This is a genomic window from Streptomyces sp. NPDC030840 (assembly GCF_055572015.1).
Genome location: NZ_JBVIEE010000010.1, coordinates 1 through 17,276 on the forward strand (window position 1 = coordinate 1; position 17,276 = coordinate 17,276).

Genomic DNA, 17,276 nt, shown 5'->3' on the forward strand with positions numbered 1-17,276 from the left:
TCTCCACCCTCGAACGAGGAATCCGCCGCGACGACGCACTCACCCACGCCTACCGCGACTGGCTCCATGCCGCTTGACAGGCAATAGGAGCATCATCCCCGCCTCAGCCTGCCGGCGAACGAGCCGGAACCGGACCGGAACCGGACCGGAACCGGAACCCTTGTCCGCCCCCGCCGCCCCTACCCGTCCCACCACCAGGGGCGCCGCCCCTTCGACCCAGCTCGGGGCTCCGCCCCGGACCCCGGTCTCGGGGGCCGGCCCCCGGACCCCGGCTCCTCAAACGCCGGAGGGGCTGGATCGTGCGGGCGGCGTTGGATTGTGCGGGCGGCGCCAAATCCTCGCGGCCGGGGCTTGGATCTCAGCCCGTCCGGCGTTCGAGGACGAGGCCGAAGGCCGACAGCGGGGGTCTGAGGGCTCAGCCCCCAGGGATGGACGGGGGGCGGGCAACACCCGATCTTCGCCCACCCGCCGCGGCCTTACGATGGGTCGCATGACTGCTTCGCCTGGCCGCCGTGTCCTCCTCGCCGCCCCCCGCGGCTACTGCGCGGGTGTCGACCGCGCGGTGATCGCCGTCGAGAAGGCCCTGGAGCAGTACGGCGCCCCGATCTACGTCCGTCACGAGATCGTCCACAACAAGTACGTCGTGCAGACCCTGGAGAACAAGGGCGCGATCTTCGTTGAGCAGACGGAGGAAGTCCCGCCGGGCAACATCGTCATGTTCTCCGCGCACGGCGTCGCCCCGACCGTGCACCAGGAGGCCGAGCGCGGCCGACTCGCCACCATCGACGCCACCTGCCCCCTGGTGACCAAGGTCCACAAGGAAGCGATCCGGTACGCCAAGGAGGACTACGACATCCTCCTGATCGGGCACGAGGGCCACGAGGAGGTCATCGGCACCTCCGGTGAGGCGCCGGACCACATCACGCTGGTCGACGGCCCCGAGGACGTCGCCAAGGTCGAGGTCCGCGACCCCTCCAAGGTCGTCTGGCTCTCCCAGACCACACTCTCCGTGGACGAGACCATGGAGACGGTCGACGCCCTCAAGAAGAAGTTGCCCCTGCTCGTCTCGCCGCCGAGCGACGACATCTGCTACGCCACGCAGAACCGCCAGCTCGCCGTGAAGCAGATGGGCGCCGAGGCGGAGCTGGTCATCGTCGTCGGCTCGCGCAACTCGTCCAACTCCAAGCGGCTCGTCGAGGTAGCCAAGCTCGCGGGCTCGCGCGAGGCGTACCTCGTGGACTTCGCCGACGAGATCGACGAGGCCTGGCTGGAGGGCGTCTCGACCGTCGGTGTCACCTCCGGCGCCTCGGTGCCGGAGATCCTCGTCGAGCAGGTCCTGGAGTGGCTCTCGCAGCGCGGCTTCGCGGACGTCGAACTCGTCAGGGCCGCCGAGGAGTCGATCACCTTCTCCCTGCCGAAGGAGCTGCGCAAGGACCTGCGCGCGGAGGCGGCGAGCCTGGTCGCGGAGCGCACGGGCCGGGACGTCGCCGAGTAGGGGCGTCGCGGCGGGCGCGGGGCGTGGGCACGAGGCGTGGGGGACGGGGCGTCGCCGGAACGTGAGGGTTCTGCGTGGTTGCGGCCCGTGGGCCCCGGGCCGGTACGTCACTGTCCGTCGTACGACGTAACGTAGGGCCATGCAGATCTTCGGCGTGGACATCGGTGGATCCGGGATCAAGGGTGCTCCCGTGGACCTGGACCGGGGCGACCTGGCGGACGAGCGCTTCAAGGTGCTGACCCCGCACCCGTCGACCCCCGACGCGGTGGCCGACGGCGTGAAGGAGGTCGTCGACCACTTCGGGTGGCGGGGCCCGGTCGGCGTCACGTTCCCCGGAGTGGTCACCGGCGGCGCCACGATCCGCACGGCTGCCAACGTCGACAAGGCCTGGATCGATGTGGACGCCCGCGCCCTGCTCGGCGAGCGGCTCGGCGGACTGCCGGTGACGGTGGTCAACGACGCGGACGCGGCGGGCGTCGCCGAGGTCCAGTTCGGCGCGGGCCGGGACCGCCGCGGCACGGTCATCATGCTCACCTTCGGCACCGGCATCGGCAGCGCCGTGTTCACGGACGGGGTCCTCGTGCCGAACACGGAGCTGGGCCACCTGGAGCTGAACGGCCACGACGCGGAGAAGCGCGCGTCCACCAAGGCCAAGGACGACCACGAGCTGACCTGGGAGCACTGGGCGAAGCGCGTCACGAAGTACCTCGCCCACGTCGAGATGCTCTTCTCGCCCGAGCTTTTCGTCATCGGCGGCGGAGTGAGCCGCAAGTCCCACAAGTTCCTGCCGCTGATCGAGGGCATCAAGGCGGAGATCGTCCCGGCGCAGCTGCAGAACAACGCGGGGATCGTCGGAGCGGCGATGCGGGCGGCGAAGGCGTAGCGCTCCGCCGGCGGGCCGGGGAAGGGAAGACGGGGCGCGCCGCATGGCGTGACCGTACGGCGTCCCAGGTCAGAGCCCCAGGTCAGAGTCCAGGTCAGAGTCCAGGCCAGAGATCCAGGTCAGAGTCCCAGGTCAGAGACCCAGGTCAGAGTCCCGGTCAGAGATCCAGGCCAGAGACCCTGGTCAGAGACCGCGGCCGGAGCGAGCCGGACCGGCTGCGAGAGACCTGCCGGGAGCCCGGCCGAGCGCCCTGCCGGGAGCCCCGCGGCGGGTCATCACACGGAGCTTGCGCCAGGTCGCGATGACACCGGCGACGAGCGTGCCGCCATAGAGCCAGCCCGCCTGCGTGGCAAGACCGCTGACCAGGCTCACCAGCCGCCCGGAGAGGCCCTCGCCGCCCTCGATGAGGGGAAGCAGCCCGGCAGCGAAGGCGATCGGCACGACGACGGGCGCGGTGACCACCTCTCTCCGGCGTACCCAGACCGCGGTCAACGCGCTGACCAGCAGGAACAGCACACCGTACAGGGTCAGCGAGGCACCGAACAGCAGGTGGTCGAGGCATCCGAGGGTGAGCATCGCGGCGCCGCAGAACAGCCCGCCGCCGAGTCCGGTGAGCCGGGGGTTCGGCATCCGCCGTGCGGCTCGCAGCACACGAGTCCCGGGCCCGTCCGCTGCCCACCGCACGCCCGGCGCACGCCCCGGCGTACCGGCGCCGTGTGCCCGCGCGGCCTCTCCGGGTCCGCCTCCTCGCGCTCCGGGTTTCCCTCCGCCCGAGCCCGAGCCCGAGCCCGAGCCCGAGCCGGGGCCGGGGCCTGGGCCGTCGAGAGCGTCGGCCCGTGGCACCCGGGCGCCCGCCGGGCCCACCGGCCCCACCTGCCCCCCGAACCGCCCCGGAGCGGCTCCCGCTCTGCCCGCCTGGGGCGGAAGGGGCGAGTCACGGCGCGATCGGGGCTTCGGAGGGCGCGTCCTGTGTTGCTCCACCGGACCAACCTAGGTCGCTCGATGTGCCGAACGGCTTCTCTGACACGCCGTTGAGCAGAGCTTGGGCATGCGTTCGATCCGCCCGCCGGGGCGGGCGCGCGCACGCCGTAGACTGGTGGATCGGCCCGCGCACTCGCCAGGCGCACCACGCTGAACGAAGGTCGTCTTCATGACAGGGACCCGGGCCTGACAAGTCAGCTGCTCAGTCCTCACGTACGGGAAGTCGCAACGTGTCGCTCACGATCGGAATCGTCGGTCTGCCCAACGTCGGCAAATCGACCCTGTTCAACGCCCTGACCAAGAACGACGTGCTGGCGGCCAACTACCCGTTCGCCACGATCGAGCCGAACGTGGGCGTCGTCGGCGTCCCCGACCCCCGTCTCACCAAGCTGGCCGAGATCTTCGGCTCTCAGCGGATCCTCCCGGCGACCGTCGACTTCGTCGACATCGCGGGCATCGTGCGCGGCGCCTCCGAGGGTGAGGGCCTCGGCAACAAGTTCCTGGCGAACATCCGTGAGTCGGACGCGATCTGCCAGGTCATCCGCGCTTTCCAGGACGAGAACGTCGTGCACGTCGACGGCAAGGTCTCGCCCAAGGACGACATCGAGACGATCAACACCGAACTGATCCTCGCCGACCTCCAGACCATCGAGAAGGTCCTGCCCCGGCTCCAGAAGGAGTCCCGGATCAAGAAGGACATCGCGCCGAAGGTGAAGGCCGTAGAGGAGGCCAAGGAGATCCTGGAGAAGGGCGACACCCTGTTCGCGCACGGGATCGTCCAGGGCACCGAGCGCAACGAGCTCCTCCACGACCTGCACCTGCTGACCACCAAGCCGTTCCTGTACGTCTTCAACGTGGATGAGGACGAACTGGTCGACGAGGAGTTCAAGAACGAGCAGCGCGCCCTGGTGGCCCCCGCCGAGGCGATCTTCCTCAACGCCAAGCTGGAGGCGGACCTCGCCGAGCTCGACGAGGACGAGGCCCTCGAACTTCTCCAGTCCGTCGGCCAGGACGAGCCCGGCCTCGCCACCCTCGCCCACGTCGGCTTCCGCACCCTCGGCCTGCAGACCTACCTCACGGCCGGCCCCAAGGAGTCCCGGGCCTGGACGATCAAGAAGGGCGCCACCGCCCCCGAGGCGGCCGGTGTCATCCACACCGACTTCCAGAAGGGCTTCATCAAGGCGGAGGTCATCTCCTTCGAGGACCTCGTCGAGACCGGCTCGGTCGCCGAGGCCCGCGCCAAGGGCAAGGCCCGCATGGAGGGCAAGGACTATGTGATGCAGGACGGGGACGTGGTGGAGTTCCGGTTCAACGTGTGAGCGAGTGCGGTAACACCACGTTGGCTGCCTGGCAAACTTGCAGGTCAGATAGGGTCGGCTCTCCCGGGAGTCGGCCCCTCTGCTGTTTCCCGTGCTGGGATGGTGCTGCGTTTTCTGGTGAGTCGTCACGTCACTGGACCTGATGTAGGCGACTGAGAGTGGTACGTTATTCGGTACCACTCGATGTAGGGAGTCAGCGCATGTCGATAACCGCGAGCGAAGCCCGCAAGGCTCTCTTTCCGCTGATCAAGAAGGTCAACGACGATCACGAGGCCATCGAGATCGTCTCCAAGCACGGCAACGCCGTACTCGTCTCGGCTGAGGACTACGCGGCTCTGCGGGAGGGCTCGTATCTGCTGCGCTCTCCGGGGAACGCCCGCCGGTTGCTCAAGGCATACGAGAACGCCCTGGCCAACATCGACGTGTCTGAGCGAGAGCTGATCGACCCTGACTCGCCGGACGCGGCACGTGAGGATGGAGCGTGAGGCTCGTCTTCGAGGATCAGGGCTGGGAGGACTACACGTCCTGGCTCAAGAACGATCGCAAGATGCTGGCTCGGATCAACAAGCTCATCGAGGACGTCAAGCGTGACCCCTTCACGGGGATCGGCAAGCCCGAGCCACTCAAGTATCACTTGCCTGGAGCGTGGTCCAGGCGGATCGACGATGAGCACCGCCTCGTCTACCTGGTCACGGACAAAGAGATCGTGATCCTTGCAGCCCGCTATCACTACTGACCGAAGGGCTGTCCGTACTGAGTTGCCGCTCTCGTGCCGGATTGAGGCCGGGGGCGATCGCAGGGGAAGTTTCCGCACGGGCAGCCAGGATCCGACGGGCCGCACTCCAGGTCTCCAGCACAGGTCAGACTCATGGCCTGCGCATGAACTACTGGGTTTCCTCGCCTCAGGCGCTGACCCACCGCGCCATACCTTCAAAGGCGTCGAGCGTGCGACTGTGCCCCGGACCGAACCAGGTGCTGCAGTCCCGACCGAGACGGTCGTACAGTTCGGCGGCTCCGCGCACGTCACCGCTATGCCCAGTGAGGTCGGCGAGTTCCATGCGCGCTGTGATGACCAGAGCATGGTCTTGGCCGTGCTTCCAGGTGAGCCGCCGTACGGTGAGTTCGGCGGCACTCAGTTGATCGGCGAAGCCGTTGTCGGACGGGGACGTGCCTGGGCTCGGTGCGGGACCGTGAGCACGTTGCTCTGCTCCGGCCGCATCAACGTCTTGTTCGATCTCCTTGATCGCGTGGACAACCGCGCGCGTTGTGGGGCCGGTAGTGGATGTACGCGAGGAAACGAGACTCGCTTTGTCGGCACTGCGGGGGCAGGACCAGGTACTGGCAGGGGAGGGCGAAAGCGTCGAGGCACGAGTGCGCTCCGGCATCACCCTCCTAGAGACACTCGCCGACCATCTCACCCGCCAGGGGTATGGCAGCGAGGCTGTCACTCTGCGCCTGTGAGGCGCGCAGGCTTGACCGGGTGCTGGGTGGGGCGGTCGGCGGCGGAGACTCCGACTCCTCTGGGTGACGCAGCGCCCCGGAAGTCGGCCCAGGGCGTCGCGGTCCATCTCTACGAGGCTGGGACGAGGGGCGCCGCGCTGGTCACGGGCGGTCAACAGTCGACTCGCTCATCGGCAGTGGTGCGCTTGAGCGCGTGCTCGCTTCCCGGAAGGCCGCCGAAGCCGAACTGGCCCGGGCGCGCACGCACGTCGGCTCCACACGGCAGTTGCTGGCCACGGACCCGCAGGGCGGGTACGCACCCGACTATGACGCCGCGCGCAGGGCATTGGCCGCGGTATTGCAAACCACATGCGGGCCCCCCGCGCCGGCGCAACGAAGTCGAGTACCGGTCTTCGGAAGCTCCGGCCGTGACGCCGGAGGATGTAGCGGCCGACTTGACGAAAGTGGAGGCGCTCGTCGAGTTCGCGGAGAAGGCGATCCCGAACATGCCGCGCTATTGAGGTCCTGGCCGGCTGATTGGTCGCGGGCCTGAGCACCGACCTTGTTGCCCCGTGCTGGTTCTGTGCTGACTTGGATCTCGCAGGCGCCCGGTTCTGCAGGTGGGAGCGTTGTTGTGGACGTTCCGGTTCAACGTCTGAGCGGATGAAATAACACCACGTCGCTGACGCGGCAAACATACAGGTCAGAAGGGGCCGTGCTCGTGGGAGCCCGGCTCCTTCATCGATCCCGTGCTGGATTGGTGCTGGATTTTCTGACCGGTGTCAGAAGGGCTCAGGTGTCGTAGACGGTGGAGCGATGTCCGACGTGCACGACCCACACCACCAGCTCACCGTTGTCGACCGTGTAGATCACGCGGTAGTCGCCCACCCGTAGGCGGCGCCGGTCGGGCTGGGAGACGAGGGCCGTGGTGTTTAACCCCAGCGGGTCGCTCTCCAGCTCAGTCAGCTTGGCCAGAACGCGGAGGGCCATGTCTCGGGGGACCTTGCGGAGCTCGGCCTGAGCCTCGGGCCGGAAGACGGTGCGGTACTCACTCACTGCGCGCCAGCGTCTCCCTGATGATGTCCTCCATCGGGATGCCGGGAGCCGGGTTGGCCATGCGCTCGTCGATGATTCGGTTGATCTCGCGCTCTTCCCACTCCTGGTATTTCCGGAGCACTTCGATGGACACCACGGCAGCCACCTGCTTGCCCCGGCGCGTGATCACCGTGGGCAGGTCGTCGCGGTCAGCCCGCTCCACTACCTCGGCCAGGTGTGCCCGGACATCGCGGATGGACTCTATGGGCAACGGCTGTGTCATGCGCCCAAGAGTACCGAGTGTCGCATGTGTACACAACGGCTCATTGTCGCGCTCAGGGTGCGGGTGAACCGCAACCGTGCTGGATGCGATCGTTGGCAGGCGCGCCTCCGCAGGTGGGAGCGTTGTGATGGGCGTTCCGGTTCACAATTGAAAGTCAACTACCTGCTTGAGGGGCGGAACCACTGATCACCGACGCCGGACGCGGAATGGGAGGGGGCCTGGTCCGGCTCGCCGACCGGGCTCGACCGGCTACAGGTGTACGACGACCAGGGCGATGTCGTCGCGGGAGCCGCCGGCCACGCCGAGGCGGGCCAGTAGGGCATCGGAGAGGCGGTCGGGGCCCAGGCCGGCGTAGTGGGCCAGAGCGTCGGTCAGCCGGCGCAGGCCGGCGTCGATGTCCTCGCCTCGGCGCTCGATGAGCCCGTCGGTGTACAGCACGAGGGTGTCGCCGGTGGCGTAGGGCAGAGCGGCCTGCGGGCGGGTGGTGTGCTCGGGGCGGGCGCCCAGGGGCGGGTCGGTCGCCCCATCCAGCAGGTCGCAGCCGCCGTCGGGATGCACCAGGACGGGCGGGGGATGGCCGGCGCTGCTATACGTGATCCGGTGATGGCGGGTGTCGACCACGACCTTGACAGCGGTGGTGGCTACCGCTCCCTCGACGGAGCGGGCGTACAGGCCGAGGACTTCCAGCGAGCTCGCGGGCTCGTGCAGGGCCCGGACGGCGGCGCTCAGTGCGCTGCGGAGCATGCCCATGACGGCGGCGGCCTCCAGGCCGTGGCCGACGACGTCGCCGACGGCCACGCCGAAGCAGCCGTCGGGCAGGTCGACCACGTCGTACCAGTCGCCGCACACGTTCAGCGACCCGACCGCGGGCAGGTAGCGCACCGCGACATTCGGGTGCCCGGCCAGGTCGGGCGCGTGGAGCATGGCCTCCTGCAGGGCGACGGCGACCTGGCGTTCCCGTGCGTGGGCCTGGCGCAGCTCCTCGTTCAGGCGCTGCAGCTCCCGCGCTCGCGAGTACAGCTCGGCCTCCATCGCGTCGCGCTCGTTCAGCGTCCCGCTTGGTGGGCGGGCCGGGCGGGACAGGACGAAGGCGGTCACGTCCTCCACCCGGTGGATGATCCACGCCACCTGCCCGTCCGGGCCGAGGACGGGGGTGTTGATCGGGGACCACCACCGCTCCTCGAACACCCCGGGCCGGGATGCTACGGGGATGTCGTACTTCTGCACCGCCATCGTGTCCGGCTCTCGCGACCGCAGAACCCGGTGCAACGAGGCGTCAAGGTTGCGCACACCGTCGGCGTCCGGGTCCGCGGGATTGTCCGGGAAGGCGTCGAACAGGTACTGCCCCACCAGCTCTGGCCTGCTCCGCCCGGTCGCCCTCAGGTACGCCTCGTTGACGTCGACGATTACCAGATCGGGCCCCAGCACCAGATATGGACTGGGCGTGGCCGCGAACAACGCCGAGTAGTCGATCTGCGGTGGCACAGGTCTGGTGCCAGTCCTTTCCGCTGCTCAAAGGGGTGCTGTCTGCCAAACTACGCAGCGCGCGGCGGCACCGCTCGCCGCCTGCCGCCATCCGTGTCGCACGGGACGTAGGCGCAGCGGTCGGCGACGCGCCACGGCGCAGCACCCGGCCGATGGGCCGCCGAGGCATACGACGCCGTCGGCCTGATCGCCCACGCCCTCACCGCCGTCGGAACCGGCGCCAAGCTCGAACCCGGCCAGGTCGCCGAACAACTCGCGGGCGACGCAGACCGGCTCGTCGGAGTTGCTCAGGCCGTCAGGTCCTGCGACGACGGTGCCGTGCGTCCATACGGCAACGGCCGGCACCGCCGACTTCCGCCCCGCCGTCACCAAGGCCCTGGCCACCCAGAACGCCCGTGGCGAGGACGACGGCCACCTGCTCTCCCTGTGGTGGAACCGCGCCACCATCCAGACCCGGCGGGTCGGTCCGCGGAGGAGGCTCGTTCGCACCTTCACCGGTCGCCGCCGACGCTCACCCTTGAGAATGAGGAACCGGGAAGAGCAGGCAGCTGCTGGTGGCGTGGGCGAGGAGACGGTCCTTCGCGTCTACCAACTGGGCCTGGGCGAGGGCGGTTTGACGGCCCTTGTTGACAACCGTCCCGACGGCGCGCACCGTGCCCGTCTCCACGGTGATGCGCCGGAGGAACTTCACCGTCAGGTCGAGTGAGGTGTACGCCATGCCTTGCGGGAGGGTGCTCTGGACGGCGCAGCCCGCCGCCGAGTCGAGCAGGGTGGCGAAGATGCCGCCGTGGACGCTGCCGATCGGGTTGTAGTGCTCCTCACCCGGGGTCAGGGAGAAGACGGCCCTGCCGGGTTCCACCTCGTCCAGGGCGAAGTCGATGGCGTGGTTGATGGGCGGCCTCGGCAGGCGACCCGCCTGCAACGTGCGCAGGAAGTCGATGCCGGCCATGCGTCCGGCGGCCTCCTCCAGGATCGCGGGATCTTCCCATTGATACGTACGTGTGCGTCCCACGACCGAGCCTTCCCATCTGACTTTTGCAAGTGAAGCTAGCTTCCGGCTCACCTGACTGTCAATGACGAAGCCAGGCGCTTACGATGGCGGGATGGAGTGGCTTGAGGCGAGCACGGAGAACTGCCCCGTCCAGCGCACGCTCGACGTGGTCGGAGAGAAATGGACGTTGCTGATCCTGCGGGACGCCGTCAACGGAGTCCGCCGCTTCGACGACTTCCACCGCCACATCGGCCTGTCCGAAGGCGTTCTCAGCGACCGCCTCCGCAAGCTGACCGCGGCCGGCATCCTCAAGACCGTCCCCTACCAGGAGCCGGGCAGCCGCTCCCGCAACGAGTACCGCCTGACCCGCAAGGGCTGGGACCTGTGGCCCGTCCTGATGGCGCTGAGCCAGTGGGGTGAGGCGTACGCCCTCGACGCCGAGGGCCCCGTACTGGACGTTCGCCACACCGGTTGCGACGCTCCGGTCCGCGTCGCCGTCGAGTGCTCCGAGGGGCACTCCGCACTCACCCCTGGGCAAGTCACCGCCCGGCTGGGACCCGGCGCCCGGCCTCGGTCGTGAGCCATGGAGATCAGCACATCGGCCGTACCGCTGGGCAGGGGCGCCGAGCACGCCGCGGGCCTTCTCCGCCCCCGCCGCCCCCCCGGCACGACTGGTCAGTAGGGCTGGGCTCCGGCGAGCCCAGCCCTACTGGGTTCCCGTGCTGACCTACCCGGTCTTCGTACGCGTCACCTGGTCGCCGACGCCGATCACCTCATCGCACCTCCTTCGCGTACGGCGCGACCGTGATCCGGTCGATCAGCGGGGCGTAGCGGGAGCGGAGCAGCACCCCGGGGAAGGTGTCCGAGGCGTAGGTGGTGCCGTCGAAGTCGGGCAGCTCCTCGGAGCGGAAGGTGAGCGTGTTCTGTCCCTTCTCGAGCTGGACCGGGACGGTCAGCTCCCAGAAGTTGTTCTGGTGGAAGGTGTGCGGGAAGGAGACCCGCTGCGTCTCGCCGCCGTTGACGGTGAGGTCGGCGTGGCGGGCGAGCGGGTCCGGGTTGTAGTGGGTGGCCGGGGACTGTTCGGGGTTCGAGTAGCGGATGCGCAGCGCGTACAGGCCGGCCTTGTCCGCGGTGACGGTGAACGTGGCCGTGTTGCCGTTGCCCGGGGCACCGCCGATGCCGGTGATCGCGGTGCCGTCCGTGGCCAGGGAGAGCGGGCTGAGTGTGGCGGAGCCGGCGAGGACGGCGTCCTGCGCCTCGTACGTACGCGTCTTGAGGGTGCCCTCGGTCGGGGTGACCGTCAGGCGGTCGACGAGGGTGGTGGACGAACCCCCGGTCACCGTCACCTTGTTGACGCCACCGGACAGGGAGACCGCGACGCTGTTCGCGTCCTTGTCCAGGCGCAGGACCCGCTGGCCGTTGACGGCGACGCGGGCGCCCGAGCCGCCGAGGGTGTCGATCTTGAGGGTGGCCTCGCGGTCGGCGGGGGAGTAGACCCAGAAGGTCGCGGTCCCCTTCTCCTGGAGCCGGGCAGCGCCCGATCCAGTGGTCGCCCGCTTCGGCAGGTCGTAGACGGGCCGTGCCCCACCGTCCAGCCAGGCCAGCTCGCCCTCGTGGGCCTGGGTGGCGGCGGAGGAGCCGGGGAGGGAGAGGGTGAGGCGGTCGACGATGGCGTCGCCCTTGGTGACGCCCTTGCCGTCGGCGCTCTTCGCGGCGAGCGTCAGGGTGTGCTTGCCCTTGGTGAGCTTCACCTTGGCGTCGGTGTGGTCCCACACCACCCACTTGTAGCCGAGGGGCAGGTACAGCTCCTGCTCGCTGTCCGCCTGGCCGTCCACGCGCAGGAAGACGTTGGTGGGGCCCTGTTCCTTCACCTTGTCGAAGGTGTTGAGGGAGTTGGCGAACACGCTCAGGTCGTAGGTGCCGTCCTCGGGCACGTCCACGGTGAAGTCGAGGGTGACGTCCGAGCCGGTGCGCAGGCCGCCGACGTCGTAGCCGCCGGAGGTGTAGAACTTCGACACGTCACGGGGCGAGCCCTCGGGTCCGTTCTTGGAGTAGCCCGAACCGGTGTGAGCGGCGTCCTCCGCCTCGTACGAGCTCTGCCAGCGCACCGGTGGGGACTGCGTGGCCTTCGCCTTTCCGGCCGGGCTGAGGACGATTTCGTACGCCGAGGACTCCGTGAGTGCCGGCAGCGTGCCGTCGCCGAAGTCGACGGAGACCGTGCCGTCGCTCGCGATCTTCACGTCTCGCTCGGCCAGCAGCTTCGGGCCGGAGGAATCGCCCACCTGCCCGGTCCACTCGATCTCCCGCACCCAGGCGTGCACGCTCTTGCCGAAGAGCTTCTTGGGAACGCCCGCGAAGGTGATGTGGCCCTTGCCGGTGGAGCCGCCGAAGATCAGCCGCGCCTGCTTCTTCTTCTCGTCGAGGGTGGCGACGCCCTGCATGGTGTAGTTCTCGCCGGGGAACGGCGGGTTCACCGTCACCGTGTGCCCGCTCATCGAGGCGTACGAATGGAGCAGCCACCACTGCCCGTTGCCGCGGTTCGACTGCACCGCGGAGTCGGAGAGGTTGCCGTCGATGTTCCAGTACGCGATGTCGGCGTCCACCTTGGACTCCTCGATCGCGGACACCCACTGGATCATCTGGCCCGGGACCGAGGTGTGGTAGTTGAAGGCGTACTCGTTGATGTTGACGGGGAGCCGGGTGCCCTCACGGTCCGTGCCCTTGAACAGGTCCTTCTCCCACGCCCGGTACTTGGCCACGCTCGCGCGTACCGCTTCCGGGTGGCTCAGCTCGTGCCAGGTGATCACGTCGGGGAGCGTGCCGGCGGCCAGGGTGTGGGTGAGGAAGCCCTTCACCTGGTCGTAGAGGACGCTGGTGTTGGGGCCGGCGACGCGCGCGTCGGGCATCCTGCCCTTGATGAGCTTGTAGGCGCTGTCCCAGGCGGCGAAGAAGTCGTCGGGGTCGCTCAGCCAGCTGACCTTGTTGTAGCTCCACTGGCCGGTGCCGAACATGTTGCCCTCGGGCTCGTTGAACGGCACGAAGACGATGTTGTCCTGGTACTGCTCCGGCAGCCGCAGGACCTGGTCCACCTGCTTGGCGATCTTCTTCTCGTAGAGCCCCAGCTTCTCCGCGGGGGAATCGCCCGGCCACTCGTACGGGAAGCCGCGGTGGATGTCGGTCATGTAGATGTAGACGTCACCGTCGGTGGAGTCGGCCAGCGGCTTCACCACCTCCAGCGCGTCGGCCCCGGGGTGTTGCGGGCCGTCCTGCGCCTTGGTGGAGACCGTGCGCAGGCCCATGCCCTCGATGAGGTTGTTGCTGGGGACGTCCGGTCCGTACACGCCGTAGAGCGTGCCGGAGGCGCCGCCGTGGAACGCGCCGGTGTCCGAGCCGAGGTCGACGGTGAGCTGCCCCTCGCGGACCACGGTGACCGTCGCCTTGACGCCCCGTCCGGCCGCCGTGCCCGACACCGTGAAGGAACCCGGCTGGGCGTACTCGTCCGACGGTACGGCGTCCCAGGTGACCGGCAGATCACGGTCGTAGCCGTCGGAGAAGGACGCGCGGACGGCGGTGGGGAGGGAGGGAGCGGTTCCGGTGGTCGTACGGACCTCGAAGGATGTCTTCGAGAGGTCCTGGACCGTCGGCACGGCCCCGACCGTACCGGCCACCTGCTCGGGGCTCAGCGCCGAGTGCCACACCGTGAAGTCGTCGATCGCGCCCTTGAGCAGCGGGTCCGGCCAGAAGGACTTGCCGATGTAGCCGGCGGCCGTGGCCGAACCGTCCAGCAGGTCCTTGGCCTTGATGGGGGTCTCGGCGGAGGAGACCGCCACGCCGTCGAGGTAGGTGGTGAGCCGGCCGGCGGTGGTGTCGAGGGTGACGGTGACCGTCCGCCACTCGTTCGCGGGGAGCGCCGCGTAGCCGCGGACCTGGGCCTCCGCGCCGCCTCCGCCGTTGGTCACGGAGGTCTGGAACAGCCCGTTGCCGTTGTACGGGGTGGCGAAGAGGTACTTGGTGGTGTTGGTGCCCAGATCGAAGACCCGCTGCCAGGACGACGTGTCGCCGCTCCACTTCACACGGGCGGACACCGTCAGGTCGGTCGCGTCGCCGACCACTTCTCGGGGCAGGCGGACGTACGCGCCGTCGGAGGTGGGTGCCCCGCCGGGCAGGGCGAGCGCCTTGCCGCCGCCCGTGCCCTCGACGGACTGCGCGGTGGCGCTGTTGACCAGGCTCGCCGTCAGGCCGTTGCCGGAGCTGTCGGTGATCTTCCCGGACGCGAGGTCGTCCTCGTCGAACGTGTAGCGGGCCGTGGGCTGGGGCGTCTCGGCCGCCTGTGCGGGGACGGCCGGCGTGACCAGTACGCCGGCGCCGAGGGCCAGCGCCACGGCGGCCGGGGCCCGGCGCCGTGCTGATCTGTCAGCGGATGGCATGGATGCGTCCTCAATCCTTTGAGTAACGGGTCCCGGTCGGCCCGCATCGGCCGGATGCTCGTCCGTAGGCCGTTACCAGCGAGGAGGACCCGGGACGACGTGTTGTCGAATCGGTTCGATCACATGACTCCGGAGGTAAGGGGCTGTCCGGGTGGCATGGGCAGCACTCCGCACGGCAAGCGGTGCGCGAGCGGGTCCCGGTCGCCGGAAGGATCACTTCATCGAACCGGTTCGCAGGAAGCTAGCACCGGGGAAATCGCCCAGCAATACCTCTGACACAGGCGAAGTCCCGGATCATCGGGATTCCCGTGCCGCTCGGGAAGTGTCATTTCAGGTGTTGACAGGCGTCCGGCTTGTTCCTACCTTCACTTCACGCGAACCGATTCGACAACCGGTGGTCGTTCTCTCCCCACCTCAGCACCCAGCGAGTCGGACGCTCTGCCCCCGTGGGGGCGTCGAACCGGTTCGAAGAAGGAGTTCTCCGTGAACATCGGTGAGATCGCCCGGCGGGCCGGTGTCTCGCGCAGCACCGTGTCCTACGCGCTGAGCGGCAAGCGCCCGGTGTCGGACGACACCCGCGAGAAGATCCAGCGGGTCATCGACGAACTGGGCTACCAGCCCAACGCCAGCGCACGCGCCCTCGCCAACGGCCGGACCAGCACGATCGGCCTGGTGTTCCCGCCGGCCGGCAACCACTACACCGGGATGCAGCTGGACTTCATCGGCAGTGTCGTGGAGGCCGCCGCCGCCCACGACTACGACGTGCTGCTGTCACCCAGCGGCGTGGACAGCGACCGGTCCTTCCAGCGGCTGCTGGGGGAGCGGCGGGTCGACGGCGCGATCCTGATGGAGATCAGGCTGGAGGACGACCGGGTCGATCACCTGGCCGAGCTGGACTTCCCCTCCGTCGCCATCGGCCGCACCGCGCACCCGGAGGGCGGCTGGTGGGTGGGCCTGGACCACACCGCGCTGGTCGAGGCGTGCGTGCATCACCTGGCGGACCTCGGCCACCGCCGGGTCGCCTTTGTCAACCGTCCCGAGCAGTTGCTGCGGGCGGGGTACGAGTCCGCGCACCGGGGACTGGACGGCTTCACGAAGGCCGCGGCCGAGCGCGGGCTGACCGTGCGGACGTACACCTGCGGGGACGACGCCGCCTCAGGGCAAGCGTGCCTGGAGCGGATCTTGCGGGACGACCCGGCCACCACCGGCCTGGTCACGCTGAACGAGGCCGCCCTGGGCGGCCTCTACCGAGGGCTCGCCCAGGCGGGCCGCCATGTGCCGCGCGACTTCTCCGTCACCGGAGTCGTGGCCGGCCGGTGGGCGGAGACGGTGACCCCGCAGCTCACCGCCGCCGACGTACCGGCGGAGGAGATGGGCCGTCTCGCCGTCGGCCTCCTCGTCGAGCGGCTCGACCACCCCGACGCGTCGCCCCGGCACCACCTGCTCGCCCCGCCGATCTCCCTGCGGGCCAGCACCGGACCCGTGCTCGGCACCGCCTGAAGCCGAAGGACCCCGCCTCCGTCCCACTTCCACCACGACACACGGGCACATTCCGACGCCGACCCCACAGGCGTCCCGACCCAGCGCACCGAGCACCCGAACCTTTCACCGGCACAGGTCGGCGTGCCCGGATCTCCCCCGTCACCCCTCCCACGGCACACCTGTGCCAAAAACGAAGGACCCACCATGCACAGCACCTTCAGACAACGCCGTCTGACCGCCGCGGCCCTGACCGCCCTGGCCGTGGCGGTCAGCGCCACCGCCTGCTCCTCGGGCCCGGGCAGCTCCGGATCGAAGGACGTCGCCGACGGCACGTACACCGTCTGGGACCCGTACCCGCAGTTCGCCAAGGGCTCGGACTGGGCGAAGCTGCTGGACCAGTGCGGCACCAAGGCGGGCGTGAAGATCAAGCGGACCGCCTTCGACACCAGCGACCTGGCCAACAAGACGCTGCTGGCGGCCCAGCAGGGCAACTCCCCGGACGTCCTCATCGTCGACAACCCGGTCGTGTCGACCCTCGCCGAGGCGGGCGTGCTCACCACCACCGACGACAACAAGCTCGACACCTCGAAGGTGGACCCCAACCTGCTCGCGGCCGGCCAGTCCGGCGGCAAGACCTACGGCACCCCGATCGGCGCCAACACCCTCGCCCTCTACTACAACAAGGACGTGCTGAAGACGGCCGGGGTGGACATCGCCTCGGTCAAGGACTGGAAGTCACTGACGGCGGCGCTGGCGAAGGTCAAGAAGGCCGGCAAGAAGGGCATCACCTTCTCGGCGATCGGCACGGAGGAGGGCAGCTTCCAGTTCCTGCCGTGGTTCTGGGGTTCGGGCGCGCAGCTCACCGCACTCGACTCCCCGCAGGCCGCCTCCGCGCTGTCCCTGTGGAAGGACTGGCTGAAGAAGGGCTACGCCCCCAACTCGGTCATCAACAACACCCAGACCACCAGTTGGCAGGAGTTCGCCGGCGGCGACTACGCCTTCTCCGAGAACGGCACCTGGCAGCTCGCGAACGCCAAGAAGACCGGCTTCGACTACGGGGTGATTCCCGTCCCGGCCGCCACGGGCGGCAACGCGGCGGCCCCGACCGGTGGTGAGTTCGTGACGATCCCGGTCCAGAAGGACGCCGGCCGCTACGCCACCTCGCAGAAGCTGGTCACCTGCCTGACCAGCGGCGACAACCTCTACAACACCGACACCACGCTGTCCTACGTCGCTCCCACCAGCGAGGTCCAGGACAAGCAGGTGGCCGCGAACGCCGAGCTGAAGCCGTGGGTCGACGCGGTCAAGGCGGCCAAGGGCCGTACCAGCGACGACCTCGGCACCAAGTACCCGAAGATCTCCGAGCAGATGTGGAAGGCCGTCCAGTCCGCGCTCAGTGGCGCCGAGTCGCCGAAGGACGCGCTGGCCAAGGCCCAGTCGGCCGTCAAGTAACCA

At 69.1% G+C, this 17,276-nt stretch carries 14 protein-coding genes; 8 read left to right on the forward strand and 6 right to left on the reverse strand.

What is annotated here, in order from left to right:
- Window positions 1-481: 481 nt before the first annotated feature.
- Entirely contained in the window at window positions 482-1,495 is a 1,014-nt protein-coding gene (locus tag ACZ49J_RS22075; RefSeq protein WP_467455726.1) for a 4-hydroxy-3-methylbut-2-enyl diphosphate reductase, read from the forward strand.
- Window positions 1,496-1,634: 139 nt separating this feature from the next.
- The gene (gene ppgK / locus ACZ49J_RS22080) at window positions 1,635-2,378 is read left to right on the forward strand and encodes a polyphosphate--glucose phosphotransferase (RefSeq protein ID WP_467455727.1); all 744 of its coding nucleotides are present in this window, start codon (window positions 1,635-1,637) and stop codon (window positions 2,376-2,378) included.
- Window positions 2,379-2,561: 183 nt separating this feature from the next.
- Here ppgK and ACZ49J_RS22085 read toward each other — a convergent pair whose 3' ends face one another.
- Entirely contained in the window at window positions 2,562-3,029 is a 468-nt protein-coding gene (locus ACZ49J_RS22085; protein ID WP_467455728.1) for a DUF6542 domain-containing protein, read from the reverse strand.
- A gap of 560 nt (window positions 3,030-3,589) precedes the next feature.
- On the opposite strand from ACZ49J_RS22085, the gene ychF reads away from it, so the two are divergent.
- The 3 genes from ychF (at window position 3,590) to ACZ49J_RS22100 (ending at window position 5,414) form a co-directional block, all read left to right on the forward strand.
- Window positions 3,590-4,678: a redox-regulated ATPase YchF gene (ychF, locus tag ACZ49J_RS22090; RefSeq protein WP_467455730.1), complete on the forward strand. Its 1,089-nt coding sequence runs from the start codon at window positions 3,590-3,592 to the stop codon at window positions 4,676-4,678.
- 200 nt (window positions 4,679-4,878) lie between these two features.
- Window positions 4,879-5,163, forward strand: a complete 285-nt coding sequence (locus ACZ49J_RS22095) for a type II toxin-antitoxin system Phd/YefM family antitoxin (RefSeq protein ID WP_467455732.1) — start codon at window positions 4,879-4,881, stop codon at window positions 5,161-5,163.
- Complete coding sequence (locus tag ACZ49J_RS22100; RefSeq protein WP_009321768.1) at window positions 5,160-5,414, forward strand: Txe/YoeB family addiction module toxin; 255 nt, start codon at window positions 5,160-5,162, stop codon at window positions 5,412-5,414. Before ACZ49J_RS22095 ends, ACZ49J_RS22100 begins: the two co-directional genes overlap by 4 nt.
- Window positions 5,415-6,910: 1,496 nt before the next feature.
- Here the strand turns inward: ACZ49J_RS22100 and ACZ49J_RS22105 are convergent.
- The 4 genes from ACZ49J_RS22105 to ACZ49J_RS22120 form a co-directional block, all read right to left on the reverse strand.
- Window positions 6,911-7,174 carry a type II toxin-antitoxin system RelE family toxin gene (locus tag ACZ49J_RS22105; RefSeq protein WP_467455734.1) on the reverse strand — a complete coding sequence of 88 codons (264 nt, stop codon included), beginning with the start codon at window positions 7,172-7,174 and terminating at the stop codon, window positions 6,911-6,913.
- Window positions 7,167-7,436, reverse strand: a complete 270-nt coding sequence (locus tag ACZ49J_RS22110) for a type II toxin-antitoxin system Phd/YefM family antitoxin (RefSeq protein ID WP_467455735.1) — start codon at window positions 7,434-7,436, stop codon at window positions 7,167-7,169. Before ACZ49J_RS22110 ends, ACZ49J_RS22105 begins: the two co-directional genes overlap by 8 nt.
- Window positions 7,437-7,685: 249 nt before the next feature.
- Window positions 7,686-8,921 (reverse strand): PP2C family protein-serine/threonine phosphatase, encoded by a 1,236-nt coding sequence (locus ACZ49J_RS22115; protein WP_467455736.1) that lies wholly within the window; start codon window positions 8,919-8,921, stop codon window positions 7,686-7,688.
- A 511-nt stretch (window positions 8,922-9,432) separates the two neighbouring features.
- A complete protein-coding gene (locus ACZ49J_RS22120; RefSeq protein WP_467455738.1) occupies window positions 9,433-9,933 on the reverse strand; it encodes a PaaI family thioesterase in 501 nt (166 codons plus the stop codon).
- A gap of 91 nt (window positions 9,934-10,024) precedes the next feature.
- Between ACZ49J_RS22120 and ACZ49J_RS22125 the strand changes: the two genes are divergently transcribed.
- Window positions 10,025-10,492, forward strand: a complete 468-nt coding sequence (locus tag ACZ49J_RS22125; RefSeq protein ID WP_467455739.1) for a winged helix-turn-helix transcriptional regulator — start codon at window positions 10,025-10,027, stop codon at window positions 10,490-10,492.
- 193 nt (window positions 10,493-10,685) lie between these two features.
- Here the strand turns inward: ACZ49J_RS22125 and ACZ49J_RS22130 are convergent, their stop codons facing one another.
- Window positions 10,686-14,339 (reverse strand): LamG-like jellyroll fold domain-containing protein, encoded by a 3,654-nt coding sequence (locus tag ACZ49J_RS22130; RefSeq protein WP_467455740.1) that lies wholly within the window; start codon window positions 14,337-14,339, stop codon window positions 10,686-10,688.
- 483 nt (window positions 14,340-14,822) lie between these two features.
- On the opposite strand from ACZ49J_RS22130, the gene ACZ49J_RS22135 reads away from it, so the two are divergent.
- Window positions 14,823-15,839: a LacI family DNA-binding transcriptional regulator gene (locus tag ACZ49J_RS22135; protein ID WP_467455741.1), complete on the forward strand. Its 1,017-nt coding sequence runs from the start codon at window positions 14,823-14,825 to the stop codon at window positions 15,837-15,839.
- Window positions 15,840-16,025: 186 nt separating this feature from the next.
- A complete protein-coding gene (locus tag ACZ49J_RS22140) occupies window positions 16,026-17,273 on the forward strand; it encodes a sugar ABC transporter substrate-binding protein (protein WP_467455742.1) in 1,248 nt (415 codons plus the stop codon).
- Window positions 17,274-17,276 lie beyond the last annotated feature (3 nt).

What these genes read in the sequence shown, in the direction of transcription:
- ACZ49J_RS22075 (WP_467455726.1), top strand. Translation starts at nt 482, where the DNA reads ATGGGTCGCATGACTGCTTCGCCTGGCCGCCGTGTCCTCCTCGCCGCC.
- ppgK (WP_467455727.1), top strand. Translation starts at nt 1,635, where the DNA reads ATGCAGATCTTCGGCGTGGACATCGGTGGATCCGGGATCAAGGGTGCT.
- ACZ49J_RS22095 (WP_467455732.1), top strand. Translation starts at nt 4,879, where the DNA reads ATGTCGATAACCGCGAGCGAAGCCCGCAAGGCTCTCTTTCCGCTGATC.
- ACZ49J_RS22110 (WP_467455735.1), bottom strand. Translation starts at nt 7,436, where the DNA reads ATGACACAGCCGTTGCCCATAGAGTCCATCCGCGATGTCCGGGCACAC.
- ACZ49J_RS22125 (WP_467455739.1), top strand. Translation starts at nt 10,025, where the DNA reads ATGGAGTGGCTTGAGGCGAGCACGGAGAACTGCCCCGTCCAGCGCACG.
- ACZ49J_RS22130 (WP_467455740.1), bottom strand. Translation starts at nt 14,339, where the DNA reads ATGCCATCCGCTGACAGATCAGCACGGCGCCGGGCCCCGGCCGCCGTG.
- ACZ49J_RS22140 (WP_467455742.1), top strand. Translation starts at nt 16,026, where the DNA reads ATGCACAGCACCTTCAGACAACGCCGTCTGACCGCCGCGGCCCTGACC.